The organism is Luteibacter sp., from assembly GCF_036499525.1.
In the GTDB taxonomy this organism is placed as follows: Bacteria; Pseudomonadota; Gammaproteobacteria; order Xanthomonadales; family Rhodanobacteraceae; genus Luteibacter.
This window is the reverse complement of the sequence record NZ_DASYDO010000016.1, coordinates 15,730-39,141: the sequence shown is the minus strand read 5'-3', so window position 1 is coordinate 39,141 and position 23,412 is coordinate 15,730. Positions and strand designations below refer to the sequence as shown.

Here is a 23,412-nt window from a genome sequence, read left to right as displayed (position 1 = left end):
CTCCTTAGCGGAGACTTTTGAACGGTGATGGAGGCTATTTCGCGCCCATGGCCATCGATCAAGCAGGCGAACAATGCCCTCGACGGCATCCAGGAAGCCGGTCCTAGAGTTCCAGGCGTTCGGCGAATTCGAAGCGGCTGTCGGCGGGTGCGGCGATCATGTTCTGCTGGACCATCCCGGGGAAGATGTTCGCGCCGACGCCGGCGTGGTTCTCGTTGTTGAACAGGTAAGGCACGTGCGACCACACCCGGTAGCCCAATGCCTTGATCGCGTCGACCTCCGCCTGGGCGACGTCCAGTCCGGACAGGCGCGCATAGATCAGCGGACGGTGCGTGCGGATGGTCTCACCGGCGCCCGCCAGGACGTCGACCAGCGCGTAGGGCTGATTCACCTTGAGCAGGTGTAGCGCGTCCAGCTTCAGGCTGTCGACCGTAGCGAGGCGGACCTTCTCGTCGGTGCCCGCGGCGTGCCCGGGTAACAGCGTGCCGAGGGACGAGGTGCCCTTGCCTCGACCAAGCCACACGGGATGGGTGAATACATTGCCGAGCCCGTTGATGGCCACGTTGGCACAAGCCTGCTGGAAGAGGATGCGGCGTGGCTCGGCCACGTGGACCTCCCCTTGCGGACCCACCACTCGCGCCATCCACAACGCATGTGCCGCGAAGTCGCCGCCGAATTCGAGCACGGTCTGTCCTTCCTCGATCAGGCCGCTCAGCAGGATGGTTTCGTGCTCTGCCCATTCGCCGTAGAGCTCCAGCGAGCGGGCCACCACGTTGTCCGTGGTAACGCCAGCGGCGATGCCGTAACGGGTGGACCAGAAGGGTGGGGCGGTATCGCGGAAAGTTTTCATGCGTGAGGACTCGTGTTCGTGAATTCAGGAAGTGGAACGGGCGATGGCGAGGCAACGAAGCGACTGTGCGAGCGTTCGTTCGTCGTGTCCTTCGGTGCCGGCCCAGCGCCGGCAGGCCTTGCGCCAGAGTTCGAAGACCTTGCCGTCGGCGCTGCCGTCGCGCCAGATGGACTCGCACAGGCTTGCGGCTTTCGCATGGGCACCGTCGCGCAGGTACGCTTCCGCGACGGCGGCGCGCGCCGCGGGAGCAAGCGGGCCGGTGGCTTCCAGGTGGCGTCCAAGCGATGCGGTGACGCCATCCTGTCCGATATGGTCGGGAAGTGTTTCGTAAACCAGTTGGATGTCGAGGCGGCAGGCTATGGCCTCGGTTCGGCATGCCGGATCCTGTTCGGCGTGGAAGGCATGAACCAGGGCGTGGGAGCACGCGTCGGCCGCATCTGCCGGCGGCAACAGGCGCGCGCGCCGCAATGCGGTCTGGGCGACGAGAAGCGCTGTTTCCGCGTCCGGCGCGCGCAGATGCGCTTCGTCGAAAAATGCCTGCGCGCGATCGAGTTCGGGCAAGGCCAGCGATGTCTTGCCCAGCCGCGCGCGTTGCAGGCAAACCTCGCCGCGCCGGCGCAGGACGCGGCCGTCGACATCGGGATCTGCCTTCGCCAGCCGCTCGCATAGCCTTTCCGCCTCGCCTAGACGGGTGTCGGCGGCATCGCCCATGACCCATGAAGCCCAGGCCAGTTGCGCGTCGATACGGGCTTCGACGACGACGGTCGCGTCGGTGTCGGGATCGTCGGCGACGGCAGCGAGGAGGTTTCGCACGGCTAACAGGCGGGTGGCACCGGAGAGCTTCTCCGCGCGCGTAAGCCTGATCCTCAGCCATTGCGCAAGCACCTGCGCGCGCGCGTCGCCGCTGGTCTCCTTGAGCGCATCCATGGCTTCGCTTTCTGCCATGGCAAGGATGAGATCGGCGTCGTGCCGGGGTAGGGCGCGCGATTCCGCGATGAGCGCCTGCCATGCGGCAGGTCGTGCGTGCAGTCCAGTGGACGCGGCGCGCTCGGCGACGGTGGACGGCACCAGCAGGTCCACCGGCTCCGGCACCACGTAGATGGCCGGTGTTTCGAAGGGCGTACTGCGGTAGACCCAGGCGGGTGGGGTGGCTGGCGCAGAGCTGTCGTCCGGGGATGGGACGAAGAAGGCGGCGATCGAGGGCACTTCCGGCGCCGGCTCGGCAACGCGTTTCCTCCTTCGCCTCCAGGCAAACATGGCGAACGCCGGGATGGCGAGGCCGGCGGTTATGGCGATCGCCAGTGTTGCGAGCAGGGAAAAGGCCGAACGGTCACCTGACGCTGACGTGTTCGCAGGCGGGATCGGGCTGGCGATGGCAGCAGGGGAGGCGGGAGGTGCAATGGCGAACGACGGGGCCTCCGCGGCCGCCGGTTTGTCCGCTTCCATGGCATCGAGCATGCGCGACACGTCGCGCATCTGCCGCGCGCGCTTCGCGCGTTCCTCCTGCTGTTGTTCGCGTCCGCTGCAGGCGGCCAGCACCCAGGCCAGCATCGTGCAGACGAAAAGACGCACGACGACGCGTCCCTGCACGAGGGACGACGATGAAACCTTCAACGATCTTCCTCAGCGTTTGCAACAGGCAAAGCGCTTACGATGGTACGAGGTCGATTCCGGAAGATCGATGGAAGTTTTCGGAAAGTTCCCGCGGATTACGCCTACAGCAGCACGCGCTTGCCACCGATCCAGCTTTCCCTGAGCAGGTTGCCCCCGATCCAGTAGCAGAGTTCCGGAAGGTGCTGGACATTCCACACGGCGAGGTCGGCGCGCTGGCCTGCCGCGAGGGTGCCGCGGTCGTCGAGGCGCAGGGCACGCGCCGCATTCACGGTGGCGCCCCGCAGTGCTTCCTCGGGAGTGATGCGAAACAGCGTGCAGGCCATTCCCATGGCCAGGCGCAACGACAATAGCGGCGATGTTCCCGGATTGAGATCGGTGGCGACGGCCATGTCGACGCCGTGCCGGCGGAAGGTGTCGATCGGCGGTGGCCGCGTGTCGCGCAGTGCGTAATACGCGCCGGGGAGGAGCACCGCCACTGTGCCCGCTTCAGCCATCGCCCGCGCACCGTCTTCGCTGGTCCACTCGAGGTGGTCGGCGGAGAGGCCGCCGTAGCCTGCCACCAGCGCCGCGCCACCCAGGTCGGACAATTGTTCGGCATGCAACTTCACCGGCAGCCCCAGCGACGTCGCTTTATCGAACAGCCGACGCGTTTCTTCCGCGGTGAAGCCGATGCCTTCGCAGAATGCATCCACCGCATCGACCAGGCCTTCGTCCGCGAGGGACGGCAGCATGATGTCGCACACCAGTGCGACGTAGTCGTCGCGCCGTCCGGCATACTCCGGCGGAACGGCGTGCATGCCGAGGAACGTCGTGCGCACTTCCACGCCCAGTTCCTCGCCGATGCGCCGGGCCACGCGCAGCATGCGCCGCTCTGCATCGGGCTCCAGGCCATAGCCGGACTTGATCTCGAGCGTGGTGACGCCGTCGGCGAGCAGCGCCTTCGCGCGAGGCAGCGACTGCCGCAGCAGTTCGTCCTCGCTGGCCGCGCGGGTGGCGCGCACGCTGGAGACGATGCCACCACCCGCGCGGGCGATCGCCTCGTAGGTGGCGCCTTCGAGCCTCTGTTCGAACTCCTGGGCGCGCTCGCCGCCGAACACCAGATGGGTGTGGCAGTCGATCAGCCCCGGTGTCACCCAGGTACCGGGCGCCGATTCGACGTGCCGTGCCAGCGCGTGCGGCTCCCCAGCCAGTTCGGCCATCGGCCCGGCGAAAGCGATGCGCCCGTCGCGCCAGCCGATGGCGCCGTGTTCGATGGCACCGTATGCCTCGCCGTTGTCCAGCAACGTGGCGAGGCCGACATCGAGGAGCAGGTGGTCCCAGCGTGGATCGATGGTCATGGGTTTCCTTCGGCCCCGGCGATACGCCGCTGCGCGCATTCGTCTTTGTATTGGGCAATCAGCTGGTTCGCCAGCGCCCGGTATACCGGCACCCGGCAGATGAGCGCGGATACGACCCGCGCAAGCAGGCACGCGGCCATGATCGGCAGGGCCATCTGCCGGTTAGCGGTGAGTTCGAGCGAGATGACGGCCGCGGTGAGCGGCGCCTGGGTCACTCCGGCCAGGTAGGCAGCCATGCCGAGAAGGACCACGGCCGATGGGTCCGCGCCGGGAAGGAGATGGGCGATGTTGCCACCGAGCCCCGCGCCGACCGCCAGCGCCGGCGAGAAGATGCCCCCCGGTATGCCCGCCCAGGAGGCCGCGATGTTGCCGAGGAATTTCAGCGCGCCGAACAGCGGACCGGTGTCACTGTGCCCCTGGAGGATGTCGCGTGCCTGGGCGTAGCCGGTGCCGTAGAGGCTCGTGTTGCCGGCCATGCTGAGCAGGACCAGGCCGAGGCCGCATGCGGCAGCGAAAAGGACGGGGTTGTATGCGCGCAGGCGCGCGACGCCACCGCGAAATCCCTTCGCCGAAGGCAGGATCAGGCGCGCGAACAATCCACCCGCGGTGCCGCCGACGAGGCCGGTGAGGACCACGGCGATCCATGTCTTGCCGAGCGGGAGCGATGCGGCGATTTCGCCAAAATAGGCGTAATTGCCGAGGATGCCCAGGGAAACCACGCCGGCCACGATCACCGCGGTGAGCAGGGTGCCGCTCATGCGGTGCTCGAAGGTGCCGGACATTTCCTCGATGGCGAACACCACGCCGGCCAACGGCGTGTTGAACGCGGCGGCGAGCCCTGCGGCGGAACCGGCGAGGATGAAGCGCCCCGCCGCGGCCGGCTCGTCGAAGCCGAAGCGACGGCCCAGCGAATACAGGAGGCCAGCCCCCACGTGCACGGTCGGACCTTCGCGGCCCACCGATGCGCCGCCGAGCAGCGCGCCGAGCGTGAGCGCCATCTTGCCCACGGCGATCTTCAGTGAGAGCAGGCGGGCCCGGAAGTCCTCGTCCTCGACGTCGAGGCTGGCCATCGCCTGCGGAATGCCCGAGCCGCGCGTGGCTTTCATCGCGCCCTGGGTAAGCCAGCAAAGCAGGGCAAACGTGGCGGGGGTGATCAGCAACGGCACCCACCAGCCGTGCGAGGTGACGCTGCGGAACAGGTCGAAGGCGAAGTCGGCGGCTTTCGCGAAGAACACCGCGGCGACACCCACGAGCACCGCACCGGTCCAGAAGAGGATGCGTCGACGCCATTCGGTGGGCGAAAGCCAGGTATGGCGGCGGAGGCGTTCGAACGGCGAATCGGCTACCGGTGCAGGTCCGGATTCCGGAGCCTCGCTCATTTGACCTCCGTGCTGCGCACCCAGCGCACTTCGTAGAGATCGTAACGGCGGTCCTTCAGGTTCTGCACGGCGCCGGAGTTGCGGGCACGGGCGAGGTTCTCGAGGCGCAGGTCCGCGAACAGCACGGTTTCGATGTTCGGGGTGGAATCGGCGGCGACACCGTCGCGTGCGAAGGGAAAGTCGCTGGGCGTGAGGATGCAGCTCTGCCCGTACTGGATATCGAAGTTGTTCACGCCGGGCAGGTTCCCGACGTTACCGGAAAGGACGACATAGCATTGGTTCTCGATGGCACGGGCTTGGGAACAATAGCGCACGCGGAGGTAACCCTCGCGCACGTCGGTGCAGAAGGGCACGAAGAGGATCAGCGCGCCCTGGTCGGTGAGGTGGCGGGCCACCTCGGGAAACTCGGCGTCGTAGCAGATCATCACGCCAATCGGACCGCAATCGGTCTGGATGGTCGCTGCCGCGTCGCCGCCGGTGATATTCCACACGTTGCGCTCGCTGGGCGTTGGGTGCAGCTTCTCGCGCTCGTGGATCGAGCCATCGCGCAGGCACACGTAGCAGACGTTGTGGATGTCGCCGTTAGGCTGCCGCGTGGGGTGCGAGCCGCCGACGATGTTGATGTTGTAATGCACGGCGAGGCGGTGGAACAGTTCCTTGACCTCGTCGGTGTATTCGGAAAGACGGCGGATGGAATCCACCGGCGACAGTTCCGCGTTCTCGATCGACAGCAACTGCAGCGTGAGGAGTTCGGGGAAGGCGACGAAGTCGGCGTCGTAGTCCGCGGCGATGTCCACGAAGTATTCGACCTGGGTGGCGAACTCCGCGAACGAGGCGATCCGGCGCTGCTGGTATTGCACGGAGGCGACGCGCACGTTGTCGGGCAGCCGGTGGCTTTGCGATACGCGTGGCATGTCGGGCTGGTCGAGCCGATGCGGATTGCGCCAGACGAGGTGCGCGGCGTAGCCGAGGGATTCATGGTCGGAGGGCACGTAGCCGCGCAGCAGGCCGATCACCTCGAAGCCGTTGCGCAACTGGAAGCTGAGCGTGGGATCGCGGCGGCTGCCATCGACCACCGCCTGCACGTACGCCTCGGCGCTGCCGTAACGGCCCATGGCGCGGGCGAGACCGGGCACGCGGCCACCGAAGACGATGCCGCGCAGCTTGAGGTCGGCGCAGAGCCGTTTGCGCGCCATGTACAGGCGCTGCCCGATGCGCATGCCGCGATAATCGGGGTGGACCACCACCTCCATCCCATAGAGCCAGTCGCCTTCCGGATCGTGGCGCGAGGCGAAGCCACCACCCGTGATCTGCATCCAGGTGTGTGGGGCGAGGGCCACCGCCTCGCCCAGCCGGAACGTGGCGCAGAAACCGACGATCCGGCCTTCGTATTCGACGATGAACTGTCCTTCGGGGAAATGTGTCTGCTGTCCATGCAGCATCTCGGCGGAATGCCCCCATTCGGCCGTATACACACGGGCAGTGAGGGCCACAAGCTCGGGAACGTCGCCTGGGCGGGCCAGGCGAAGCAGCAACTTGGGTGGCTGTGAGGCCTTGCTCTCGTTCATCCCCGCATTATGCGCCAGCGTAAACCCCCCTTTTAGTACCATGCGCGCACCCCTCCACAGGTCATCCTCATGTCGAACGCCGCATTGAGCGCCGATTTCCTCTGGCAACAAGGCGCATGGCGTGCCGGCGATGCGGGTCTTGGCATTGCCGCGCAACGCTTCGCCGCGGCGGAGGGTAAGGCCGAACGGATCGGCCGTTTCGTACTGCCGGGCATGCCCAATCTGCATTCGCACGCGTTCCAGCGCGCGATGGCCGGTCTGGCGGAGCGGCGCGGGCCGGGGGAGGACAGTTTCTGGACGTGGCGCGAAACCATGTACGCCTTCGCGGAGGCGATCGATCCGGATGACCTCAAGGCGATCGCCACCCAGCTCTACGTCGAGATGGTGAAGGCGGGCTACACCCAGGTCTGCGAGTTCCATTACCTGCACCATGGCCCGCGCGGCGTGCCCTATGCCGATCGGGCGGCGATGTCGCTGGCCCTCATGGAAGCGGCGAAGGAAGCGGGCATCGGGCTGACGCTGTTGCCGGTGCTGTACATGACCGGTGGCTTCGACGGGCGGCCGCTTTCCGAGCGGCAGCAACGCTTCCGTCACGATGTAGGCAGTTTCGTGAGCCTGCTGGAGCGCCTGGCTCCCTTGCAGGACGACATGTTCACCCTGGGCATCGCGCTGCATTCGCTGCGCGCGGTGCCGGAAGAGGCGATGCGGGCGTTGCTGGCGACAGGTATCGCGCAGGGATTGCCGGTCCACATCCACATTGCCGAGCAGATCGGCGAGGTACAGGATTGCCTGGCCGTGCGCGGCGCGCGCCCGGTGGAGTGGCTGCTCGATCATGCCCAGGTGGACGCGCGCTGGACCCTCGTCCACGCGACGCACCTCACGGCGCAGGAAACCGATCGCATCGCGAAGAGCGGCGCGGTGGCGGGCCTATGTCCCACGACCGAGGCGAACCTCGGCGATGGCGTGTTCCCGCTGGCGGCCTTCATCGATGCGGGCGGTACATTCGGTATCGGTTCGGATTCGCACATCTCCGTGTCGCCGGTCGAGGAGTTGCGGTGGCTGGAGTACGGCCAGCGCCTCGCGACGCGGCATCGCAACGTCGCGGCTCGCGCGCCGGAGGAAAGCGTCGGCACGGCGTTATGGCAGCGAGCCCTGGATGGCGGCCTTCGGGCCGCGGGCCGCGATATCGGCCGGCTCGCTGACGGTGCCCGCGCTGACCTGCTCGTCCTCGACGACCGCTCGCCACTGCTCGCCGCGCGCGACGAGGCGGATGTGATCGACAGCTTCCTGTTCGCCGGCAACACGCCGCTGGTGCGCGACGTGATGGTGGGAGGGCAGTGGCGCGTGCGCGATTTCGCGCATACGGCCGAGTCGAGCGCCGCGCAGGCGTATCGCGGCGTGGTGGAAAGGTTGGCTGCCGCGTGACTGGCGGTGGCGCCTGTCACGAGGAAGACCCTTCGTCAGGCTATCGCGCGTAACCGCCGGCTCCCGGCGAAGGGAACGACGCGCCCCTGCCCAGGAGCCGTTGCCCGAGGTACCTCAGCAATGGTTTCTCCAGGACGTGGTAGCTGAGCAGACCGGCGCCCAGGCCAGTGGCGACCATGAGCGCGGTCAGCCCGGTCGAACTCACCACGCCCACCCAGCCTAGGTGCGCGAAGGCGTTCGCCACGGCATGGAACACGACCGCATGCCACAGGTAGATGGAGAATGAGGCGTTACCGAGGTATTGCAGTACGCGCGGCATGATCCATCGTTGGCGAATTTCGAGCACGACGATCCCGTAGATGACGATCGCCGCCGGGGCCCCCCAGCAGATGACGTGGAGCGCAAACGAAAGGTGGACCGCCGCGAACTTTCCCGAGTGGGCCACGCTCGAGGCGAATAGGGCGGGTCTGAGGAAAAGCGACCCGATGGCCATCCAGATAAATGCGCCCGCCAGCAGTGCGCCATGACACCGGCGAAAGCCGCGCTCTACCAGCACGGCCACGGCGATACCCAGCAGGAACTCCAGCAGGATGGGAGAAAACACGAAGTCCAGCGGCTTGCCCCATGGGAACCAGAAGCCCAACAGGGTTGCGCCGCCGATCATGGCGAACCAGGTCAGCACGCCTGCCATGGCCCGCCTTGCGAACAGCAGGAGGCTGAGGGCTACTACCGCGTAGAAGTAGACCTCGAAGGTCAGCGTCCAGGAGACGTAGAGGCGCGGGTTCGGCAGGTTGTCGACAAGCGCGAGCAGTTGGAACAGGGGTTCGGGCAGCGGCGGCGGGGTAGGCGACACCCAGGCCGTGAACAGGCACGACGTGCCGAACACGAGCCAGAAGAGTGGATAGATTCGAATGACCCGCTTCATCGCGAAGTCGTAAACCGCTTTCGCCTTTCCCACGGCGCCCATGCTGGCGATCGACCGCCCCATCACCTGGTAGATGAGGAAGCCCGAGATCACGAAAAATATATCGACGCCGGCTCCTCCGACGAGTGCGAAGAAAGGTTTCGCCCAGTGGGTGCGCATGGGCTCGATGTCGAAGAACATATGGGCGGAGACCACCAGCAGCGCGGCGATCGCGCGCATGCCCTGGATATTTCGGTAAGTCATCCGTGTCGATTCCCTTGGCAGTGCGGTATGTGCCCGCAAATCCCTGCTAGGTTTAATTGGCCCCGATGCGGCGGTGACGGCCGCTTGCGCCGGCCATAAGGTTCGTGTTGTAGTCACTGCATGATTCGCATCGCCGCCAATAACGCCAATAGCAATAATTCCCGGAACCTCGGGAGGGTCGGCGTGTAGGCGGTTGCAAGCGAAACCACCGTATACACGAAAGGCCCGCCCTCACAGGCGGGCCTTTTTCTTTGGACGTTTTCTGATCAGGAGAAAGAAGGCATGTGTTCGATCCTGGGGATATTCGGCGTAACCGCCGGTGACGACCTCGTCGCATTGCGCGCGCGGGCGATGGAGCTTTCGCAGCGGCAGCGCCACCGCGGCCCGGACTGGAGCGGGGTGTATGCGGACGACGGTGCGATCCTCGTCCACGAACGCCTTGCCATCGTCGATCCGGCCAGCGGCGCGCAGCCCCTGCGTTCGCTTGACGGCGAACTGGCTCTGGCGGTGAATGGCGAGATCTACAACCATCGCGAATTGCGCGCCGCCAGCGACTACGCTTTCACCACCGGCTCCGACTGCGAGGTGATCAACGCCCTCTATCGCGAATACGACACCGATGTCGTGGGCATGCTCAACGGCATCTTCGCCTTCGCCCTGTGGGACGCAGGCCGCCGGCGTGTCCTCATCGCGCGCGATCCCCTCGGAGTCTGCCCGCTGTATTGGGGCCACGACAGCGAGGGACGCCTGTATATCGCTTCGGAAATGAAGTCACTGGTGGGCGTGTGTGCGGATGTGGCGCCATTCCCGCCGGGGCACGTCTACGACAGCGCGCGGGGCGAGGCGGTGCCTTACTGGACACGCGAGTGGCGCGACTACGACGCGACACAGGGCAGGTCGATCGAGCCCGCCGCCTTGCGCGCAGCCTTCGAAGCCGCCGTGCACCGGCAGATGATGACGGACGTGCCGTACGGCGTGCTGCTCTCGGGTGGCCTGGATTCGTCTCTTGTTGCCGCGGTGGCCGCCGGTTTCGCGCGCCGCCGGATCGAGGCCGACGATGGCGCGGAGGCATGGTGGCCGCGATTGCATTCCTTCGCCATTGGCCTGGAGCGCTCGCCCGACCTGAGGGCCGCCGAGATCGCGGCGGCGGCTCTGGGTACCGTGCACCACGGTTTCCTCTATACGCTCGAGGAGGGCCTCGACGCCCTGCCGGAAGTGATCCGGCATGTTGAAACCTACGACGTGACCACCATCCGCGCCTCCACGCCGATGTTCCTCCTGGCACGAAGGATCAAGGCCATGGGCGTGAAGATGGTGCTGTCGGGCGAGGGTTCGGACGAGGTCTTCGGTGGCTACCTCTACTTCCACAAAGCACCTTCCGCCCGGGCTTTCCACGAAGAAACCGTCCGCAAGCTGGACGCCTTGCACTATTACGACTGCCTGCGCGCGAACAAGTCGATGTCGGCCTGGGGCGTGGAGGCCCGCGTACCGTTCCTCGACCTCGACTTCCTGGATACCGCGATGGGCTTCGATGCCGAGGCCAAGATGGTTGCCCGCAAGGGCATCGAGAAGGGCATCCTGCGCGAGGCCTTCGAGGGCATGCTTCCAGCGGAGATCCTCTGGCGGCAGAAGGAGCAATTCAGCGATGGAGTGGGCTATGGCTGGATCGACGGGTTGAAAGAGCATGCCGGAAAGCAGGTGTCGGACCGCGAATTCGCCGCCGCGGCCGCCCGGTTCCCGCGCAATACGCCGGCCACCAAGGAGGCATATTTCTACCGCGCACTGTTCGAGAAGCACTTTCCGGGCGATGCCTGCGCGGCGACGGTGCCCGGTGGCAAGTCCATCGCCTGCTCGTCGCCGGCCGCGCTGGCCTGGGACCCGGCCTTCGCGGCCGCGGCCGATCCCTCAGGCAGGGCGGTGCGCGGCATCCACCGCGAGGCGTTGACGGGGTAGGAGCGCGCCTTGCGCGCGACATGTTTTGAGGCCGAGACCGGGAGCTGGCGCGCCAGACCCGGGCCCGTGGCGACGACCTGTCGCGCGCAGGGCGCGCTCCTGCATGCGAGGGCGCCGGGCATTTGGTAAGATTATTCGCTTTAGTCGGGCCGCACCGCGCCCGCATCATCAGGCCAGCCAAACCATGATCGAGATCAATCCGATCCTTGCGCAGATCGCGGACCTCAAGGGCCGCGTCGAGTCGCTTAGGGGGTATCTTTGACTACGCCGTCAGGAAAGAACGCCTAGAAGAAGTCAATCGCGAGCTCGAAAGCCCCACCGTATGGGACGACCCGAAGCGCGCGCAGGAGTTGGGCCGTGAGCGCGCCCAGCTCGACACCATCGTCACCGGTGTCGAGGAGATGACCGCCTCGCTGGACGACGCGAAGGAACTGCTCGACATGGCCGCCGCCGATGGCGACGAAGCCACCGTGCAGTCCATTGTCGACGACCTGAACAAGGTCGAAGCCCGCGTGGGCAAGCTCGAATTCCGGCGGATGTTCTCCGGCGAGCTCGACGCCGCCCCGGCGTTCGTCGACGTGCAGGCCGGTGCCGGCGGCACCGAGGCCCAGGACTGGGCGGAAATGCTGCTGCGCATGTACCTGCGCTGGGCCGAGTCGCGTGGCTGGAAAACCGAGCTGATGGAAGTCAGCGCGGGCGAAGTCGCGGGCATCAAGTCCGCCACGTTCCGCGTCGAGGGCGATTACGCCTATGGCTGGCTGAAGACCGAGATCGGCGTGCACCGCCTGGTCCGCAAAAGCCCGTTCGACTCCGACAACCGCCGGCATACCAGCTTCACCTCGGTCTTCGTCTCGCCTGAAGTCGATGACGATATCGAGATCGACATCAATCCGGCCGACCTGAGGACCGACGTCTACCGTTCCTCGGGCGCCGGCGGCCAGCACGTGAACAAGACCGAATCGGCCGTGCGTATCACGCACGTCCCGACGAATACGGTCGTGGCCTGCCAGACCGAACGCAGCCAGCACGCCAACCGCGACCGCGCGATGAAGATGCTCAAGGCGAAGCTGTACGAACTGGAAGTGCAGAAGCGCAACGCCGAGAAGGACGCGCTGGAAGCCACCAAGTCGGATATCGGCTGGGGCAGCCAGATCCGCAACTACGTGCTCGACCAGTCGCGCATCAAGGATCTCCGCACCGGCATCGAACGTTCCGATACGCAGAAGGTGCTCGACGGCGACCTCGACGAATTCGTCGAAGCCAGCCTGAAGGCCGGCCTCGAGGCCGGTTCGAAGCGCGTCGACGCCTGATCCATCCGGGGCGCTCCGCCCCTGCTCTTACCAAGAAGCCAGCAATCCACGCCATGACCGAAAACGCCAACGCCACAGCCTCCGCCGCCGCCGACGAGAATCGCCTCATCGCGGAGCGCCGCGAGAAACTGAAAACGCTGCGCGCGCAGGGCATCGCATACCCGAACGACTTCAAGGTCGACAGCTTCGCTGGCGACCTGCAGGACGAGTTCGCGGACAAGGACACGTGGACGGCCGAGGCCATCGAGGCCGCGCCGCGCCGCGTGGCCGTCGCCGGTCGCATCATCCTGATGCGCGGGCAAGGCAAGGTCAGCTTCGTGCAGATGCAGGACGGCACCGGCCGTATCCAGCTCTTCGTGCACCAGGGGACGTTGGGCGAGGAGGGCTACGAGGCCTTCAAGCGTTGGGACCTCGGCGACATCGTCGGCGCCACCGGCCTGCTCATGCGCACCAAGACGGGCGAGCTGTCGATCAAGGTGGATGCGATCCGCCTGCTGACCAAGTCGCTGCGCGGCCTGCCGGACAAGCACCACGGCCTCGCCGACGTCGAGCAGCGCTACCGCCAGCGCTACGTCGACCTTATCGTCACCGAGGAATCGCGCCGCACTTTCGCGCTGCGTTCGAAGATCATCAGCCACGTCCGCCGCTGGCTCGAGGACGAGCCGCGCCGCTTCATGGAAGTGGAAACCCCGATGATGCACGTGATCCCGGGCGGCGCCACCGCGCGGCCGTTCACCACGCACCACAATGCGCTCGACATCCCGCTCTTCCTGCGCGTGGCGCCGGAGCTTTACCTCAAGCGCCTGGTGGTCGGCGGCTTCGACCGCGTGTACGAGATCAACCGCAATTTCCGTAACGAGGGCGTGTCCACGCGGCACAACCCCGAGTTCACGATGCTCGAGCTGTACCAGGCCTATGCCACGTATCACGAGGTCATGGATCTCACCGAAGGCATGATCCGGTCGGCCGCGGCGGATGTCGTGGGCAGTGCCCGGATCGAGTGGGACGGTGCCACCGTCGACCTGGGCCCGGCATTCCGCCGCTGGCGCATGGAAGACGCGGTGCTCGAGCTCAACCCCGGGATCAATCCGGGCGAGTTGCGCGACCGCGAGGCGATGGCCGGGCATGCGAAGCGCCTGGGTATCCATGTGAAGCCATCGTACGGCTGGGGCAAGCTGCTCCTCGAGATCTTCGAGGCCACGGTCGAACACACCCTCATCCAGCCGACCTTCATCACCGATCATCCGGTGGAGGTCTCGCCGCTGGCCCGCGAGAGCGACACCGACAAGGGCATCACCGACCGCTTCGAGCTGTTCATCAACGGCAAGGAGATCGCCAACGGCTTCTCGGAACTCAACGATTCCGAAGACCAGGCGGCCCGTTTCCAGGCCCAGGTGGACGCGAAGGATGCCGGCGACGACGAGGCCATGCACTATGACGCCGACTACATCCGCGCACTCGAGGTCGGCCTGCCGCCGACCGGCGGCCTCGGCGTCGGCATGGACCGCCTCGTCATGCTGCTCACCGGCTCGTCGTCCATCCGCGACGTGCTGCTGTTCCCGACCATGCGTCCCGAGGCCTGAGCCTCGTCCTCCCCGGAGTCACACCATGTGGTATGCCATCGTCGCCCTCGACCATCCGAACTCGCTCGAGAAGCGCATCGCCGCGCGCCCGGCGCACCTGGCCCGGTTGAAGGCGTTGCTCGAAGAGGGACGCCTCAAGCTGGCCGGCCCGTTTCCTGCCATCGACTCGGAAGACCCGGGTGAGGCCGGTTTCGACGGCAGCTTGATCGTCGCGCAGTTCGGCGACGTTGCCGCCGCGAAGGCCTGGGCGGATGCCGATCCTTATATGGAATCGGGCGTATACCGCGAGGTATCGGTCCGCCCGTTCCGCGTCACCCTGCCGTGACCGTCGAAAAAGTCGAGCGCATCCGACAACTTCTGGCCGGGGCCCTGGCCCCGGTGGAACTGGATGTGATCGACGAGGGCCACAAGCACGTGGGCCATTCGGGTCAGGGCAAGGGTCATTTCTTCGCCCGTATCGTCAGCCCGGCCTTCGCCGGGAAGAACCCGATCCAGCGCCATCGCATGGTGTATGAAGCCCTGGCGGAGATGATGCCGGACGGCATCCACGCCCTGTCGATCGAGGCCAAGGCCCCGGGAGAGTAGTTCCCGAGGCTCTATTTATGATGGAACAATGGGTTAGCGCCTTAACTTAATCCGTCTTCGCGTATTGCGCACCCCGCCCCCCTTTGGCAAAGTGATCGATCAGCCACGGGGAGGCTCCCGAACGGAGCCCACGGCCGCGTCCCAACGGAAACCATAATGCGTCTGACCACGATCAAGCTGGCGGGATTCAAGTCCTTCGTCGACCCCACCACGCTGCACCTGCCCACCAACATGACCGGTGTCGTCGGTCCGAACGGCTGCGGCAAGTCGAACATCATCGACGCCATCCGCTGGGTCATGGGCGAGTCCGCGGCCAGCCGCCTGCGTGGCGACTCCCTCACTGACGTGATCTTCTCCGGCTCCAGCGCGCGCAAGCCCGTGGGCCAGGCGGCGGTCGAGCTGATCTTCGACAACAGCGACGGCACCATCCAGGGCGAGTACGCCAGCTTCGCCGAGATCTCGGTGAAGCGCGTGGTCAGCCGCGACGGCCAGTCCGCCTACTTCCTCAACGGCGGGCGCTGCCGCCGCCGCGATATCACCGACCTGTTCCTCGGCACGGGCCTCGGCCCGCGTTCCTACTCGATCATCGAGCAGGGCATGATCAGCCAGATCATCGAGGCCGCGCCGGAAGAATTGCGCATGCACCTGGAAGAAGCCGCGGGCATCTCCAAGTACAAGGAACGGCGCAAGGAAACCGAGAGCCGTATCAAGTCCACCCGCGAGAACCTGGACCGTGTGCGCGACGTCCGCGACGAGGTCGAGAAGCAGCTGGACCACCTGAACCGCCAGGCCCGCGCCGCCGAGCGCTGGAAGGCCTTCAAGGAAGAGCACACCCGCCGCGAGGCGGAGTTGCGCGCGCTGGAATACCGCTCACTGCATCGCCAGCACGAAGGCGAAGGCTCCGGCCTGCGCGAGGCGGAACTGGAAATCGAAAAGCACCTCGCCGGCCAGCGCCAGGTCGAGGCGCAGCTGGAAAGCGTGCGTGAGCGTCATCATGGCGCCAGCGAACACCTGAACGTGGTGCAGGCCGAGGTGTACAAGGTGGGCGCGGAGATCGCCCGCGTCGAGCAGCAGGTGCGGCACAACCGTGATCTCAGCGAACGCCTTACACGGTCGCGCGCCGATGCCGAGCGCGAACACGAGGAACTGCAGGGCCATATCGCCGCCGATCGCGAACAGGTCGAAACGCTGCGCATGGCGCTGGCCGAGGGCGAACCGAAGCTCGAAGCGCTGCAGCAGATTCAGGACGAGACCGGCGAGGCGCAGCGCGCCACCGAGTCCAGGCTCGCCGACTGGCAGCAGCGCTGGGACTCGCATACGCGTGGCGCGTCGGAATCGAGCCGCGCCGCGGAAGTCGAGCGCACGAAGCTGGCCTACCTTGACCGCCAGTCGGTCGATCTGTCCCGGCGGCGCGAAGCGCTGGAGACCGAGCAGCGCGCCACCGACGTCGCCGCGCTGGACGCTGCCGCCGAACAGCTGGACACCGAACACGACACGCAGCGCGAGCGCGTGGAACAGCTGGGTGGCGTGCTCGACCAGCACAAGTCGGCCTACGAGGGTGCGCTCGAAGAAGAGCGCCAGGTCCAGTCCGCACTGAACGATGCCCGCCAGCAGTTGCAGACGGCGCGCGGCCGCCAGGCATCGCTGGAAGCGCTGCAGACGGCTGCGCTCGGCCAGGAAGAATCGGCCGCGAGCGGCTGGCTCGCGCGCCTGGGGCTGGATCGGTCGCGCCGTCTCGGCGAATCGCTGCAGGTGGACGCCGGCTATGAATCCGCCGTGGAAACGGTGCTCGCGGGCGTGCTGGACGGTGTGCTGGTCGATGCACCCGAAGCGCTCACCGCCGAGTTCGACTCGCTCGGCCAGGCCGACGTGGCGTTGTTCGCGGGCGCGCAGGGCGGACCCGGTGCCGACGGTACGCTGGCCGCCTACGTGCGTGGCCCCGTTGCCGCCGTGAACCTGCTGGGCAATGTCCTGGTCGTCGATTCGGTCGAAGCCGCCGCCGCCCGTGTCGGCTCGCTGGCCGCGCACCAGTCGGTCATCACCCGCGACGGCGCCTGGATGGGCCCGGGCTGGGTCCGCGTGCGTCGCGCGCAGGGCAACCAGGTGGGCGTGTTGGCCCGCGAACGCGATCTTCGCCAGCTCGCCGAGCAGGTCGAAACGCTCGAGGCGACCATCGAGGAACGCACGGACCAGCTGGAAGGCCTGCGCACCCGCAAGTTCGAAACCGAACGGCAGCGCGACGACGCACAGCGCGACCTGTACGCCGCACATCGCCGTCTCTCGGAACTCGCGGGCCAGCTGCAGAGCCACCGCGGCAAAATGGAAACGGCGCGTGCGCGTGCCGAAAAGGTCGGCGGCGAAATCGCCACGATCGTCGACCAGCTCGACGAACTGGATGGCCAGACCCGCGAAGCCCGCGCACGCCTCGACGAGGCCGTGGGCCACATGGGCGATCGCGAGGACGAACGCCGAGGGCTGGAAAACGAACGCCGCGAACTGCTCGAGGCGCGCGAGGAAGCCCGGATCAACGCCCGCGAGGCAGCCGACCAGGCACACCAGCTCGCGCTGGGCATGGAGTCCAAGCGGTCGGCGCTGACCTCTCTCGAGCAGGCACTCGCACGACTCGACACGCAGTTGCGCCAGGTAGTGGCGCGCCGCGACGAGATCGACCAGCAGCTCGCCGCGGGTTCCGACCCGATCGCCGACCTGGAAGCCGAGCGCCAGACCTACCTCGACCAGCGGTTGCTGGTGGACCGGCAACTGGTGGATTCCCGCCGCGCGCTTGAGGATTGCGATGCCGAATTCCGCAAGCTGGAACAGGACCGCCAGCGCATCGAGCACGTGCTGAACCAGGTGCGCGAGAGCGTGTCCGAGAAGCGCCTTGCTGCGCAGGCGCTGCAATTGCGCGCCGAGCAGCTGGCCCAGGCCATCCATGCCTCGGGCCTGGAACTCGAGCCGCTGCTGGCCGAACTGGCCGAAGACGCCGTACCGGAGCGCTGGCAGCAGCAGTTGGTGGACCTTTCGCAGAAGATTGCCCGCCTGGAACCGGTGAACCTGGCCGCGATTCAGGAACACGCCGAGCAGTCGCAGCGCAAGGAATACCTGGACGCGCAGTTGACCGACCTGTCCAGCGCGCTCGAGACGCTTGAGGGCGCGATCAAGAAGATCGATCGCGAAACCCGCCAGCGCTTCAAGGAAACCTTCGACCGGGTGAATGCGGGCGTGCAGGAACTGTTCCCGCGCCTGTTCGGCGGCGGGCACGCGTACCTGGAACTCACCGGCGAGGACCTGCTGGATACCGGCGTGGCGATCATGGCGCGCCCTCCCGGCAAGCGCGTGTCCAACATCACCTTGCTGTCGGGCGGCGAAAAAGCGCTTACCGCGGTGTCGCTCGTATTTGCCATCTTCGGCCTCAACCCGGCCCCGTTCTGCCTCCTGGATGAGGTGGACGCACCGCTGGATGAGGCCAACGTAGGCCGCTTCTCCGCGATGGTCCGCGAGATGAGCGAGAAGGTGCAGTTCATCTTCGTGAGCCACAACAAGGCCACGATGGAGGCCGCGCACCAGCTCTGCGGCGTTACCATGCGTGAGCCGGGTGTTTCGCGTCTCGTCCAGGTCGATCTGGCCGAGGCGTCGAAGCTGGTCGGCGTCGCTTAAGTACTACTCGAGGAAACGACCATGAATCCCGCCATCGGCCTGGCCTGGAACCCCGCGGTAGGCATTCCCATGCTCTTCGTTGGCGTCGTCGTGCTCGTGCTGCTCTGGCTGTTCGGCCAGCCGCGCCGGGAGCAGGGCCGTCGCAAGCCCGTGCAGGAGCAGCCGGAACGAGCCCGCGAGCGCCTCGAGCCGGTGTTCGGCGACGAGGTAGACGGAGAGGATGTGGCGATGGCGTCGTTCCGGGCGCGCGAAGACGACGACGCCAACGATCCCCTGTTCCATCCGAAGCGTGCTCAGGGCGAACTCGATGTCGACCTGCGGGCGGAGCTGGAGCGTCTCGGCGCCTCGCTTGCAGGCGAGCGCACTGTGCCCGCGGCGCCAGCCATGCCGGAAGATCCGGCTTCGCGCCCAGCTCGCCTGGATCCGCGCCTTGACCTGCCGTGCGAGTTCGACGAACCCGCGGCCGTCGCGCCGGCTCCTGCGCCGGCACCGCCGCCGCGGACACCGCCGCCGCGCTCCGACCTTGGCCGCCGCCCGTCGAACGCGATGGTCGAGCGCATCGTGAGCCTGTACGTCGTGTCCCGCGAGGGCAGCAAGTTCAACGGGTCCGACCTCGTCGTGGCCGCCGAGAAGGCCGGCCTCGAGTTCGGCGACATGGGCATCTACCATCGCCTCGTGGACGGTCGTCCGGAGCAGGGACCGATCTTCAGCGTGGCCAACCTCGTGAAGCCGGGCAACTTCGACATGGCGCGCATCGCGTCGTTGCAGACGCCGGGCCTGTCGTTCTTCATGGCCCTGCCGGGCCCGGTTCCGGCGCTCGACGCGTGGGACGCGATGTTGCCGACCGCGCAGCGCCTCGCAGAGTTGCTTGACGGTCTGGTGCTGGACGAGGAGCGCAACGCGCTCGGTCGCCAGCGCATCGCGCATATCCGCGACGAATTGCGTGGCTGGGATCGCGGTCACGAAGGCGAAGAGATCAAATTCGGACAATAGCGCCCGTGTATACGCCGAAGGACTTCGTGGAAGCGCGCCTGCCCATATTGCACGAGGCGATCCGCGCGAACGCCTTCGATCTAAAGGGACAGCCTGCTGTCATGCCCCGGCGGCTTCGCCGCGCTTGCCGGCTCGGCTTCGCCATCGTGTTGCGCTTCGCTGGTGAGGCAGGGGAGCCGCCGCGCGTCACCCTGGTCGCTAAGTGCTCGTCCGGCCTACGCCTCCCTGCGCAATCGCTCCCAGGGCGACGCCCACCGGCTCCCCACCCAACCTGACAGCGAACGTGTAGGAGCTCGCCCTGCGCGCGACATATTTTCTCGACACCACTGCAGGTTTAACAGCTCCCGCCCTTGCAATGCTCGAAAGGCGTGACCGAGCTACTGGCCGAACTCGTGCACGAAGCGGATAAGTTGAATCCGCAGCAAATGGCTGTTGGCCTTGAGGCTGTCGGCAAGATGATCCATATGGGTTTGCAATGCGCCTCGACGGCACACACGCGAATGCAGTGGGCACAGGCCAAGGCGAAGGCCGGTTCCGGCCTGCGCGGGAACGACGGAGTGGGAGTCTACGTACAAGAATGAGAACCAGTGCCATGGCACATTCACACTTCCGCAACGCCCCGATGCGTCACTGTCCAAGCTTCGCGTGCCCGGGTCATTGGCACGATGCATACATACGGCCCGGCATGCTTGTCTCCATTCCCCAGGAACGCGAGTCACATGCAGGCCAGCCAGAGTGCGCCCTTTCGTATCTATTACCTGCATCCGCTCATCGCGGGGCCACTGACCGCCTGGAGCGCATGGATCGAGCATGCGGCGGAACTGGGCTTCCGCCAGTTGCTCGTGGCACCACCGTTCGAAACCTCCCCGTGCAACGACGTCTTCGTCACACGCGATTTCGATTGCATGAACCCCGCGCTGGGCGACGGCGAGGCGACGATCCGGCTAGCGCAGATCGCGAAAGCCTGCCGGGCGCACGATCTCGAGTTTTGGCTCGACCTTCCCCTCGACGAATTGTCTTCGGATGCGCCCGTGCGCGAGCAGCATCCGGAATGGTTCCGCGCGGTGGCCGCACAACACGGTACGCCGGACCCGCGCTGGACGCCCAGCGAGAGCGACAGCGCGCGTTGGCGCCTGAACGATCCCGATGTGGTCGATGCGGCGAGTGACTGGTGGACGGAGCGCCTGCGGCAATGGATAGCGGCGGGTGTGTCGGGCTTCCGTATCGTCCACCCCCAGCGGCTGCACGCCAAGGCATGGAAGGCCCTGATCGACGGAGTGCGCGCGGATGCGCCGCGGGTGGCCTTCCTGGCCTGGACGCCGGGGCTCACGCCGGACGAACTCGGCGCGCTGAAGGGCGCTGGTTTCAACGCGGTGGTTTCGTCGGCCAACTGGTGGGATTTCCGTGCGCCGTGGTTCGCGGACGAAGCGGAACGCCTCGCCACCGTGGCGCCCGCCCTGGCATGCACGGAGGAACCGTTCGCCAGGCGATTGGGAGACGAACTGGGCGAAGAGAACCAGCTCGATCATGCGTATCGCCGTGCCATCGCCTTCAGTGCGACGTCGCCGGCAGGCTGGATGATGCCAGTCGGCTTCGAATATGCCGTGCACGACATGCTGGACCCGAGGCGCGGCAGTGCACTTACGCCGGCCGCGCTCGCCAGGGATGGCGTGCTCGATCTTTCCGCCGCGGTGAAGGCGGCTAACGCTTCCGTGGGCCAGCAGGTGGCGATGCGGCCGCTGGTCGTCACCCGCCCTGGCGTGGCCATGTTCCTGAGCGTGGACGGCGCCGATCCACGCACGGCGGACGGCGCCACACTCACCCTCGTGAATGCGTCGCTGGATCGCGAGGTGGACGTATCGGCCGCGGACGCGTTGATAGGTGCGGCCGCACACTTTTCTCCCTGGACCGCGCCCGACGGGCGCAAGGTCTTCGACCAGGGCGAAGGCATCACGCTTCCGCCGGGCGACGTGTTGACCCTGCGTGGGACACGCGCCGCGCCGGTGAAGCGCAAGATGGGTGCGAGCGCCCAGAAAGAATCCCTGCATGCGGCGACGCGCGGGCAGCGCGTGGTGATCGAAGCCGTGCAACCGAGCGTGGACGGCGGATGCTTTCCGGTCAAACGGATCGTCGGCCAGGCGATCACGGTCACGGCGGACATCTTCATGGATAGTCACGACGTGCTGGCTGCGCGCTTGCGCCATCGCGCCATGGACGAGAAAGCCTGGCGCGAAACGCCGATGCTCCTCCTGAACAACGACATCCACACGGCGAGCTTCACACCCACGCGCATCGGCCGCTACGAATTCCAGGTGGAAGCCTGGCGCGATCCTTTCGCCACGTACCGGCATGAAATCGAGTTGAAGCATGCAGCGAAGGTGTCGATCTCCCTAGAGCTGGAAGAGGGCAGGCTGCTGGTCGAAGAACGCGCCGCCGCGGCTTCCGGTCCGAAGGCGAAGGCGCTGCGTCACCTCGCGGCAGCCGTGGCAAGGAGCGAGGGCGACGCCCGCCGGGAACTGCTGCTCGCCGAGAGCACCCTCGAACTCATGACGGCGACCGATCCACGCGAACAGTCGAGCGCCACTGATGCGTACGCCGTCGAGGTGGATCGCCGCGAGGCCGGCTTCGCCAGCTGGTACGAGCTGTTCCCGCGCTCGATGACCGGATCGAAGGCAAGTCACGGCACGTTCCGCAACACCATCGCGCGCCTCCCGGCGATCCGCGACATGGGCTTCGACGTGCTGTACTTCCCGCCGATCCACCCGATCGGCACGGCCTTCCGCAAAGGGCCAAACAACACGCTGACGCCGGGCCCGAACGATCCCGGCAGTCCGTACGCCATCGGTTCGCCCGAGGGCGGGCACACCGCCATCCATGCGCAACTCGGCACGCTGGACGATTTCCGGGCGTTGCGCGATGCCGCGCACGAGCACGGCCTGGAGCTGGCCCTCGACTTCGCCATCCAGTGCTCCCCCGACCATCCCTGGCTAAAGGAGCACCCGGAGTGGTTCGACTGGCGACCCGACGGCAGCATCAAGTACGCCGAGAATCCCCCGAAGAAATACCAGGACATCGTCAACGTCGACTTTTACACGGACGGTGCTGTGCCTTCGCTCTGGCAGGCGCTGTGCGACGTGGTGCTTTACTGGGCGGGCGAAGGCGTGCGCACGTTCCGCGTCGACAATCCGCATACCAAGCCGTTCCCGTTCTGGGAATGGATGATCGCGCGGGTGCGCGCGAAGTATCCGGACACGCTTTTCCTGTCCGAAGCCTTCACCCGGCCGAAGCCGATGTATCGCCTGGCGAAGGTTGGCTTCAACCAGTCGTATACCTATTTCACCTGGCGCAATACCAAGCAGGAGTTCATCGACTACCTCACCGAATTGACGACCACGCCGGCGAAGGAATTTTTCCGGCCGAACTTCTTTGTCAACACGCCGGACATCAATCCGTATTTCCTGCAGACATCGGGTCGCCCGGGCTTCCTGATTCGCGCGGTGCTGGCTACGACGCTATCCGGCCTGTGGGGCATGTATTCCGGGTTCGAGATCTGCGAATCCGCGCCCATTCCCGGCAAGGAGGAATACATGGATTCGGAGAAGTACGAGATCCGCATTCGCGACTTCGATGCGCCAGGCAATATCGTGGCGGAGATTACCCAGCTGAATCGTATACGCCGCGCCCATCCGGCCCTGCAGACCCACCTGGGTGTGCGCTTCCTGCCGGCGAACAATGATCAGGTACTGTTCTTCGAGAAACGCACGGGCGACGACCTGGTGCTGGTGGCGATCAGCATGGACCCGCACAACGCGCAGGCGGCCGATGTCGTCCTGCCGCTGGGCGACTGGGGCCTGCCCGCCGATGCCGCGATCGACATCCACGACCTCCTGCACGACCAACCCTTGAGCTGGCGCGGCACGACGCAGCACGTATGGCTCGGCCTCGGCCAGCCTTACGCGGTGTGGCAGGTGCGGCTTCCCGGAGTCTGAC

At 66.4% G+C, this 23,412-nt stretch carries 16 protein-coding genes; 10 read left to right on the top strand and 6 right to left on the bottom strand.

Annotation, left to right across the window (positions count from 1 at the left end):
* Positions 1-103 precede the first annotated feature (103 nt).
* The 5 genes from VGM71_RS02755 to VGM71_RS02735 all read right to left on the bottom strand — a co-directional run bounded on the left by VGM71_RS02755 (position 104) and on the right by VGM71_RS02735 (position 6,748).
* Positions 104-850: a hypothetical protein gene (locus tag VGM71_RS02755; RefSeq protein WP_331542269.1), complete on the bottom strand. Its 747-nt coding sequence runs from the start codon at positions 848-850 to the stop codon at positions 104-106.
* Positions 851-874: 24 nt separating this feature from the next.
* The gene (locus tag VGM71_RS02750; protein WP_331542268.1) at positions 875-2,464 is read right to left on the bottom strand and encodes a hypothetical protein; all 1,590 of its coding nucleotides are present in this window, start codon (positions 2,462-2,464) and stop codon (positions 875-877) included.
* A gap of 101 nt (positions 2,465-2,565) precedes the next feature.
* Positions 2,566-3,801: an imidazolonepropionase gene (gene hutI, locus VGM71_RS02745; protein WP_331542267.1), complete on the bottom strand. Its 1,236-nt coding sequence runs from the start codon at positions 3,799-3,801 to the stop codon at positions 2,566-2,568.
* Positions 3,798-5,180: a chloride channel protein gene (locus tag VGM71_RS02740; RefSeq protein ID WP_331542266.1), complete on the bottom strand. Its 1,383-nt coding sequence runs from the start codon at positions 5,178-5,180 to the stop codon at positions 3,798-3,800. The genes hutI and VGM71_RS02740 overlap by 4 nt, the downstream gene beginning before the upstream one ends.
* Positions 5,177-6,748 (bottom strand): bifunctional GNAT family N-acetyltransferase/carbon-nitrogen hydrolase family protein, encoded by a 1,572-nt coding sequence (locus VGM71_RS02735; RefSeq protein WP_331542265.1) that lies wholly within the window; start codon positions 6,746-6,748, stop codon positions 5,177-5,179. The genes VGM71_RS02740 and VGM71_RS02735 overlap by 4 nt, the downstream gene beginning before the upstream one ends.
* Positions 6,749-6,817: 69 nt before the next feature.
* On the opposite strand from VGM71_RS02735, the gene VGM71_RS02730 reads away from it, so the two are divergent.
* Positions 6,818-8,173 (top strand): formimidoylglutamate deiminase, encoded by a 1,356-nt coding sequence (locus tag VGM71_RS02730; protein ID WP_331542264.1) that lies wholly within the window; start codon positions 6,818-6,820, stop codon positions 8,171-8,173.
* A gap of 40 nt (positions 8,174-8,213) precedes the next feature.
* On the opposite strand, the gene VGM71_RS02725 is transcribed toward VGM71_RS02730, so the two are convergent.
* Positions 8,214-9,341 (bottom strand): acyltransferase, encoded by a 1,128-nt coding sequence (locus VGM71_RS02725; protein WP_331542263.1) that lies wholly within the window; start codon positions 9,339-9,341, stop codon positions 8,214-8,216.
* A 282-nt stretch (positions 9,342-9,623) separates the two neighbouring features.
* Here VGM71_RS02725 and asnB point away from each other — a divergent pair, with 282 nt between their 5' ends.
* The 9 genes from asnB (at position 9,624) to VGM71_RS02680 (ending at position 23,411) form a co-directional block, all read left to right on the top strand.
* A complete protein-coding gene (asnB, locus tag VGM71_RS02720) occupies positions 9,624-11,294 on the top strand; it encodes an asparagine synthase B (protein ID WP_331542262.1) in 1,671 nt (556 codons plus the stop codon).
* 184 nt (positions 11,295-11,478) lie between these two features.
* Positions 11,479-12,604 (top strand): peptide chain release factor 2 gene (prfB, locus tag VGM71_RS02715; protein ID WP_331542261.1). Its coding sequence is split into 2 segments (ribosomal slippage): positions 11,479-11,553 and positions 11,555-12,604, totalling 1,125 coding nucleotides; the frame shifts between segments, so codons are not numbered across the junction.
* Positions 12,605-12,657: 53 nt separating this feature from the next.
* Positions 12,658-14,187 carry a lysine--tRNA ligase gene (gene lysS, locus VGM71_RS02710; RefSeq protein WP_331542260.1) on the top strand — a complete coding sequence of 510 codons (1,530 nt, stop codon included), beginning with the start codon at positions 12,658-12,660 and terminating at the stop codon, positions 14,185-14,187.
* Between the two features lie 25 nt (positions 14,188-14,212).
* On the top strand, positions 14,213-14,512 hold the full coding sequence (locus VGM71_RS02705; protein ID WP_331542259.1) for a YciI family protein: 300 nt from the start codon (positions 14,213-14,215) through the stop codon (positions 14,510-14,512).
* Positions 14,509-14,772, top strand: coding sequence for a BolA family protein (locus VGM71_RS02700; protein WP_331542258.1), 264 nt, complete (start codon positions 14,509-14,511; stop codon positions 14,770-14,772). Before VGM71_RS02705 ends, VGM71_RS02700 begins: the two co-directional genes overlap by 4 nt.
* A 156-nt stretch (positions 14,773-14,928) precedes the next feature.
* Positions 14,929-18,429 (top strand): chromosome segregation protein SMC, encoded by a 3,501-nt coding sequence (gene smc / locus VGM71_RS02695; RefSeq protein WP_331542256.1) that lies wholly within the window; start codon positions 14,929-14,931, stop codon positions 18,427-18,429.
* 21 nt (positions 18,430-18,450) lie between these two features.
* The gene (gene zipA / locus VGM71_RS02690; RefSeq protein WP_331542254.1) at positions 18,451-19,422 is read left to right on the top strand and encodes a cell division protein ZipA; all 972 of its coding nucleotides are present in this window, start codon (positions 18,451-18,453) and stop codon (positions 19,420-19,422) included.
* A gap of 368 nt (positions 19,423-19,790) precedes the next feature.
* Positions 19,791-20,003, top strand: coding sequence for a hypothetical protein (locus VGM71_RS02685; protein ID WP_331542253.1), 213 nt, complete (start codon positions 19,791-19,793; stop codon positions 20,001-20,003).
* A gap of 138 nt (positions 20,004-20,141) precedes the next feature.
* Entirely contained in the window at positions 20,142-23,411 is a 3,270-nt protein-coding gene (locus tag VGM71_RS02680; RefSeq protein ID WP_331542252.1) for a maltotransferase domain-containing protein, read from the top strand.
* The last annotated feature ends 1 nt before the right edge of the window (position 23,412 follow it).

What these genes read in the sequence shown, in the direction of transcription:
- VGM71_RS02730 (WP_331542264.1), top strand. Translation starts at nt 6,818, where the DNA reads ATGTCGAACGCCGCATTGAGCGCCGATTTCCTCTGGCAACAAGGCGCA.
- VGM71_RS02735 (WP_331542265.1), bottom strand. Translation starts at nt 6,748, where the DNA reads ATGAACGAGAGCAAGGCCTCACAGCCACCCAAGTTGCTGCTTCGCCTG.
- VGM71_RS02755 (WP_331542269.1), bottom strand. Translation starts at nt 850, where the DNA reads ATGAAAACTTTCCGCGATACCGCCCCACCCTTCTGGTCCACCCGTTAC.
- VGM71_RS02705 (WP_331542259.1), top strand. Translation starts at nt 14,213, where the DNA reads ATGTGGTATGCCATCGTCGCCCTCGACCATCCGAACTCGCTCGAGAAG.
- zipA (WP_331542254.1), top strand. Translation starts at nt 18,451, where the DNA reads ATGAATCCCGCCATCGGCCTGGCCTGGAACCCCGCGGTAGGCATTCCC.
- VGM71_RS02725 (WP_331542263.1), bottom strand. Translation starts at nt 9,341, where the DNA reads ATGACTTACCGAAATATCCAGGGCATGCGCGCGATCGCCGCGCTGCTG.
- VGM71_RS02680 (WP_331542252.1), top strand. Translation starts at nt 20,142, where the DNA reads ATGCAGGCCAGCCAGAGTGCGCCCTTTCGTATCTATTACCTGCATCCG.
- lysS (WP_331542260.1), top strand. Translation starts at nt 12,658, where the DNA reads ATGACCGAAAACGCCAACGCCACAGCCTCCGCCGCCGCCGACGAGAAT.
- smc (WP_331542256.1), top strand. Translation starts at nt 14,929, where the DNA reads ATGCGTCTGACCACGATCAAGCTGGCGGGATTCAAGTCCTTCGTCGAC.
- VGM71_RS02740 (WP_331542266.1), bottom strand. Translation starts at nt 5,180, where the DNA reads ATGAGCGAGGCTCCGGAATCCGGACCTGCACCGGTAGCCGATTCGCCG.
- hutI (WP_331542267.1), bottom strand. Translation starts at nt 3,801, where the DNA reads ATGACCATCGATCCACGCTGGGACCACCTGCTCCTCGATGTCGGCCTC.
- asnB (WP_331542262.1), top strand. Translation starts at nt 9,624, where the DNA reads ATGTGTTCGATCCTGGGGATATTCGGCGTAACCGCCGGTGACGACCTC.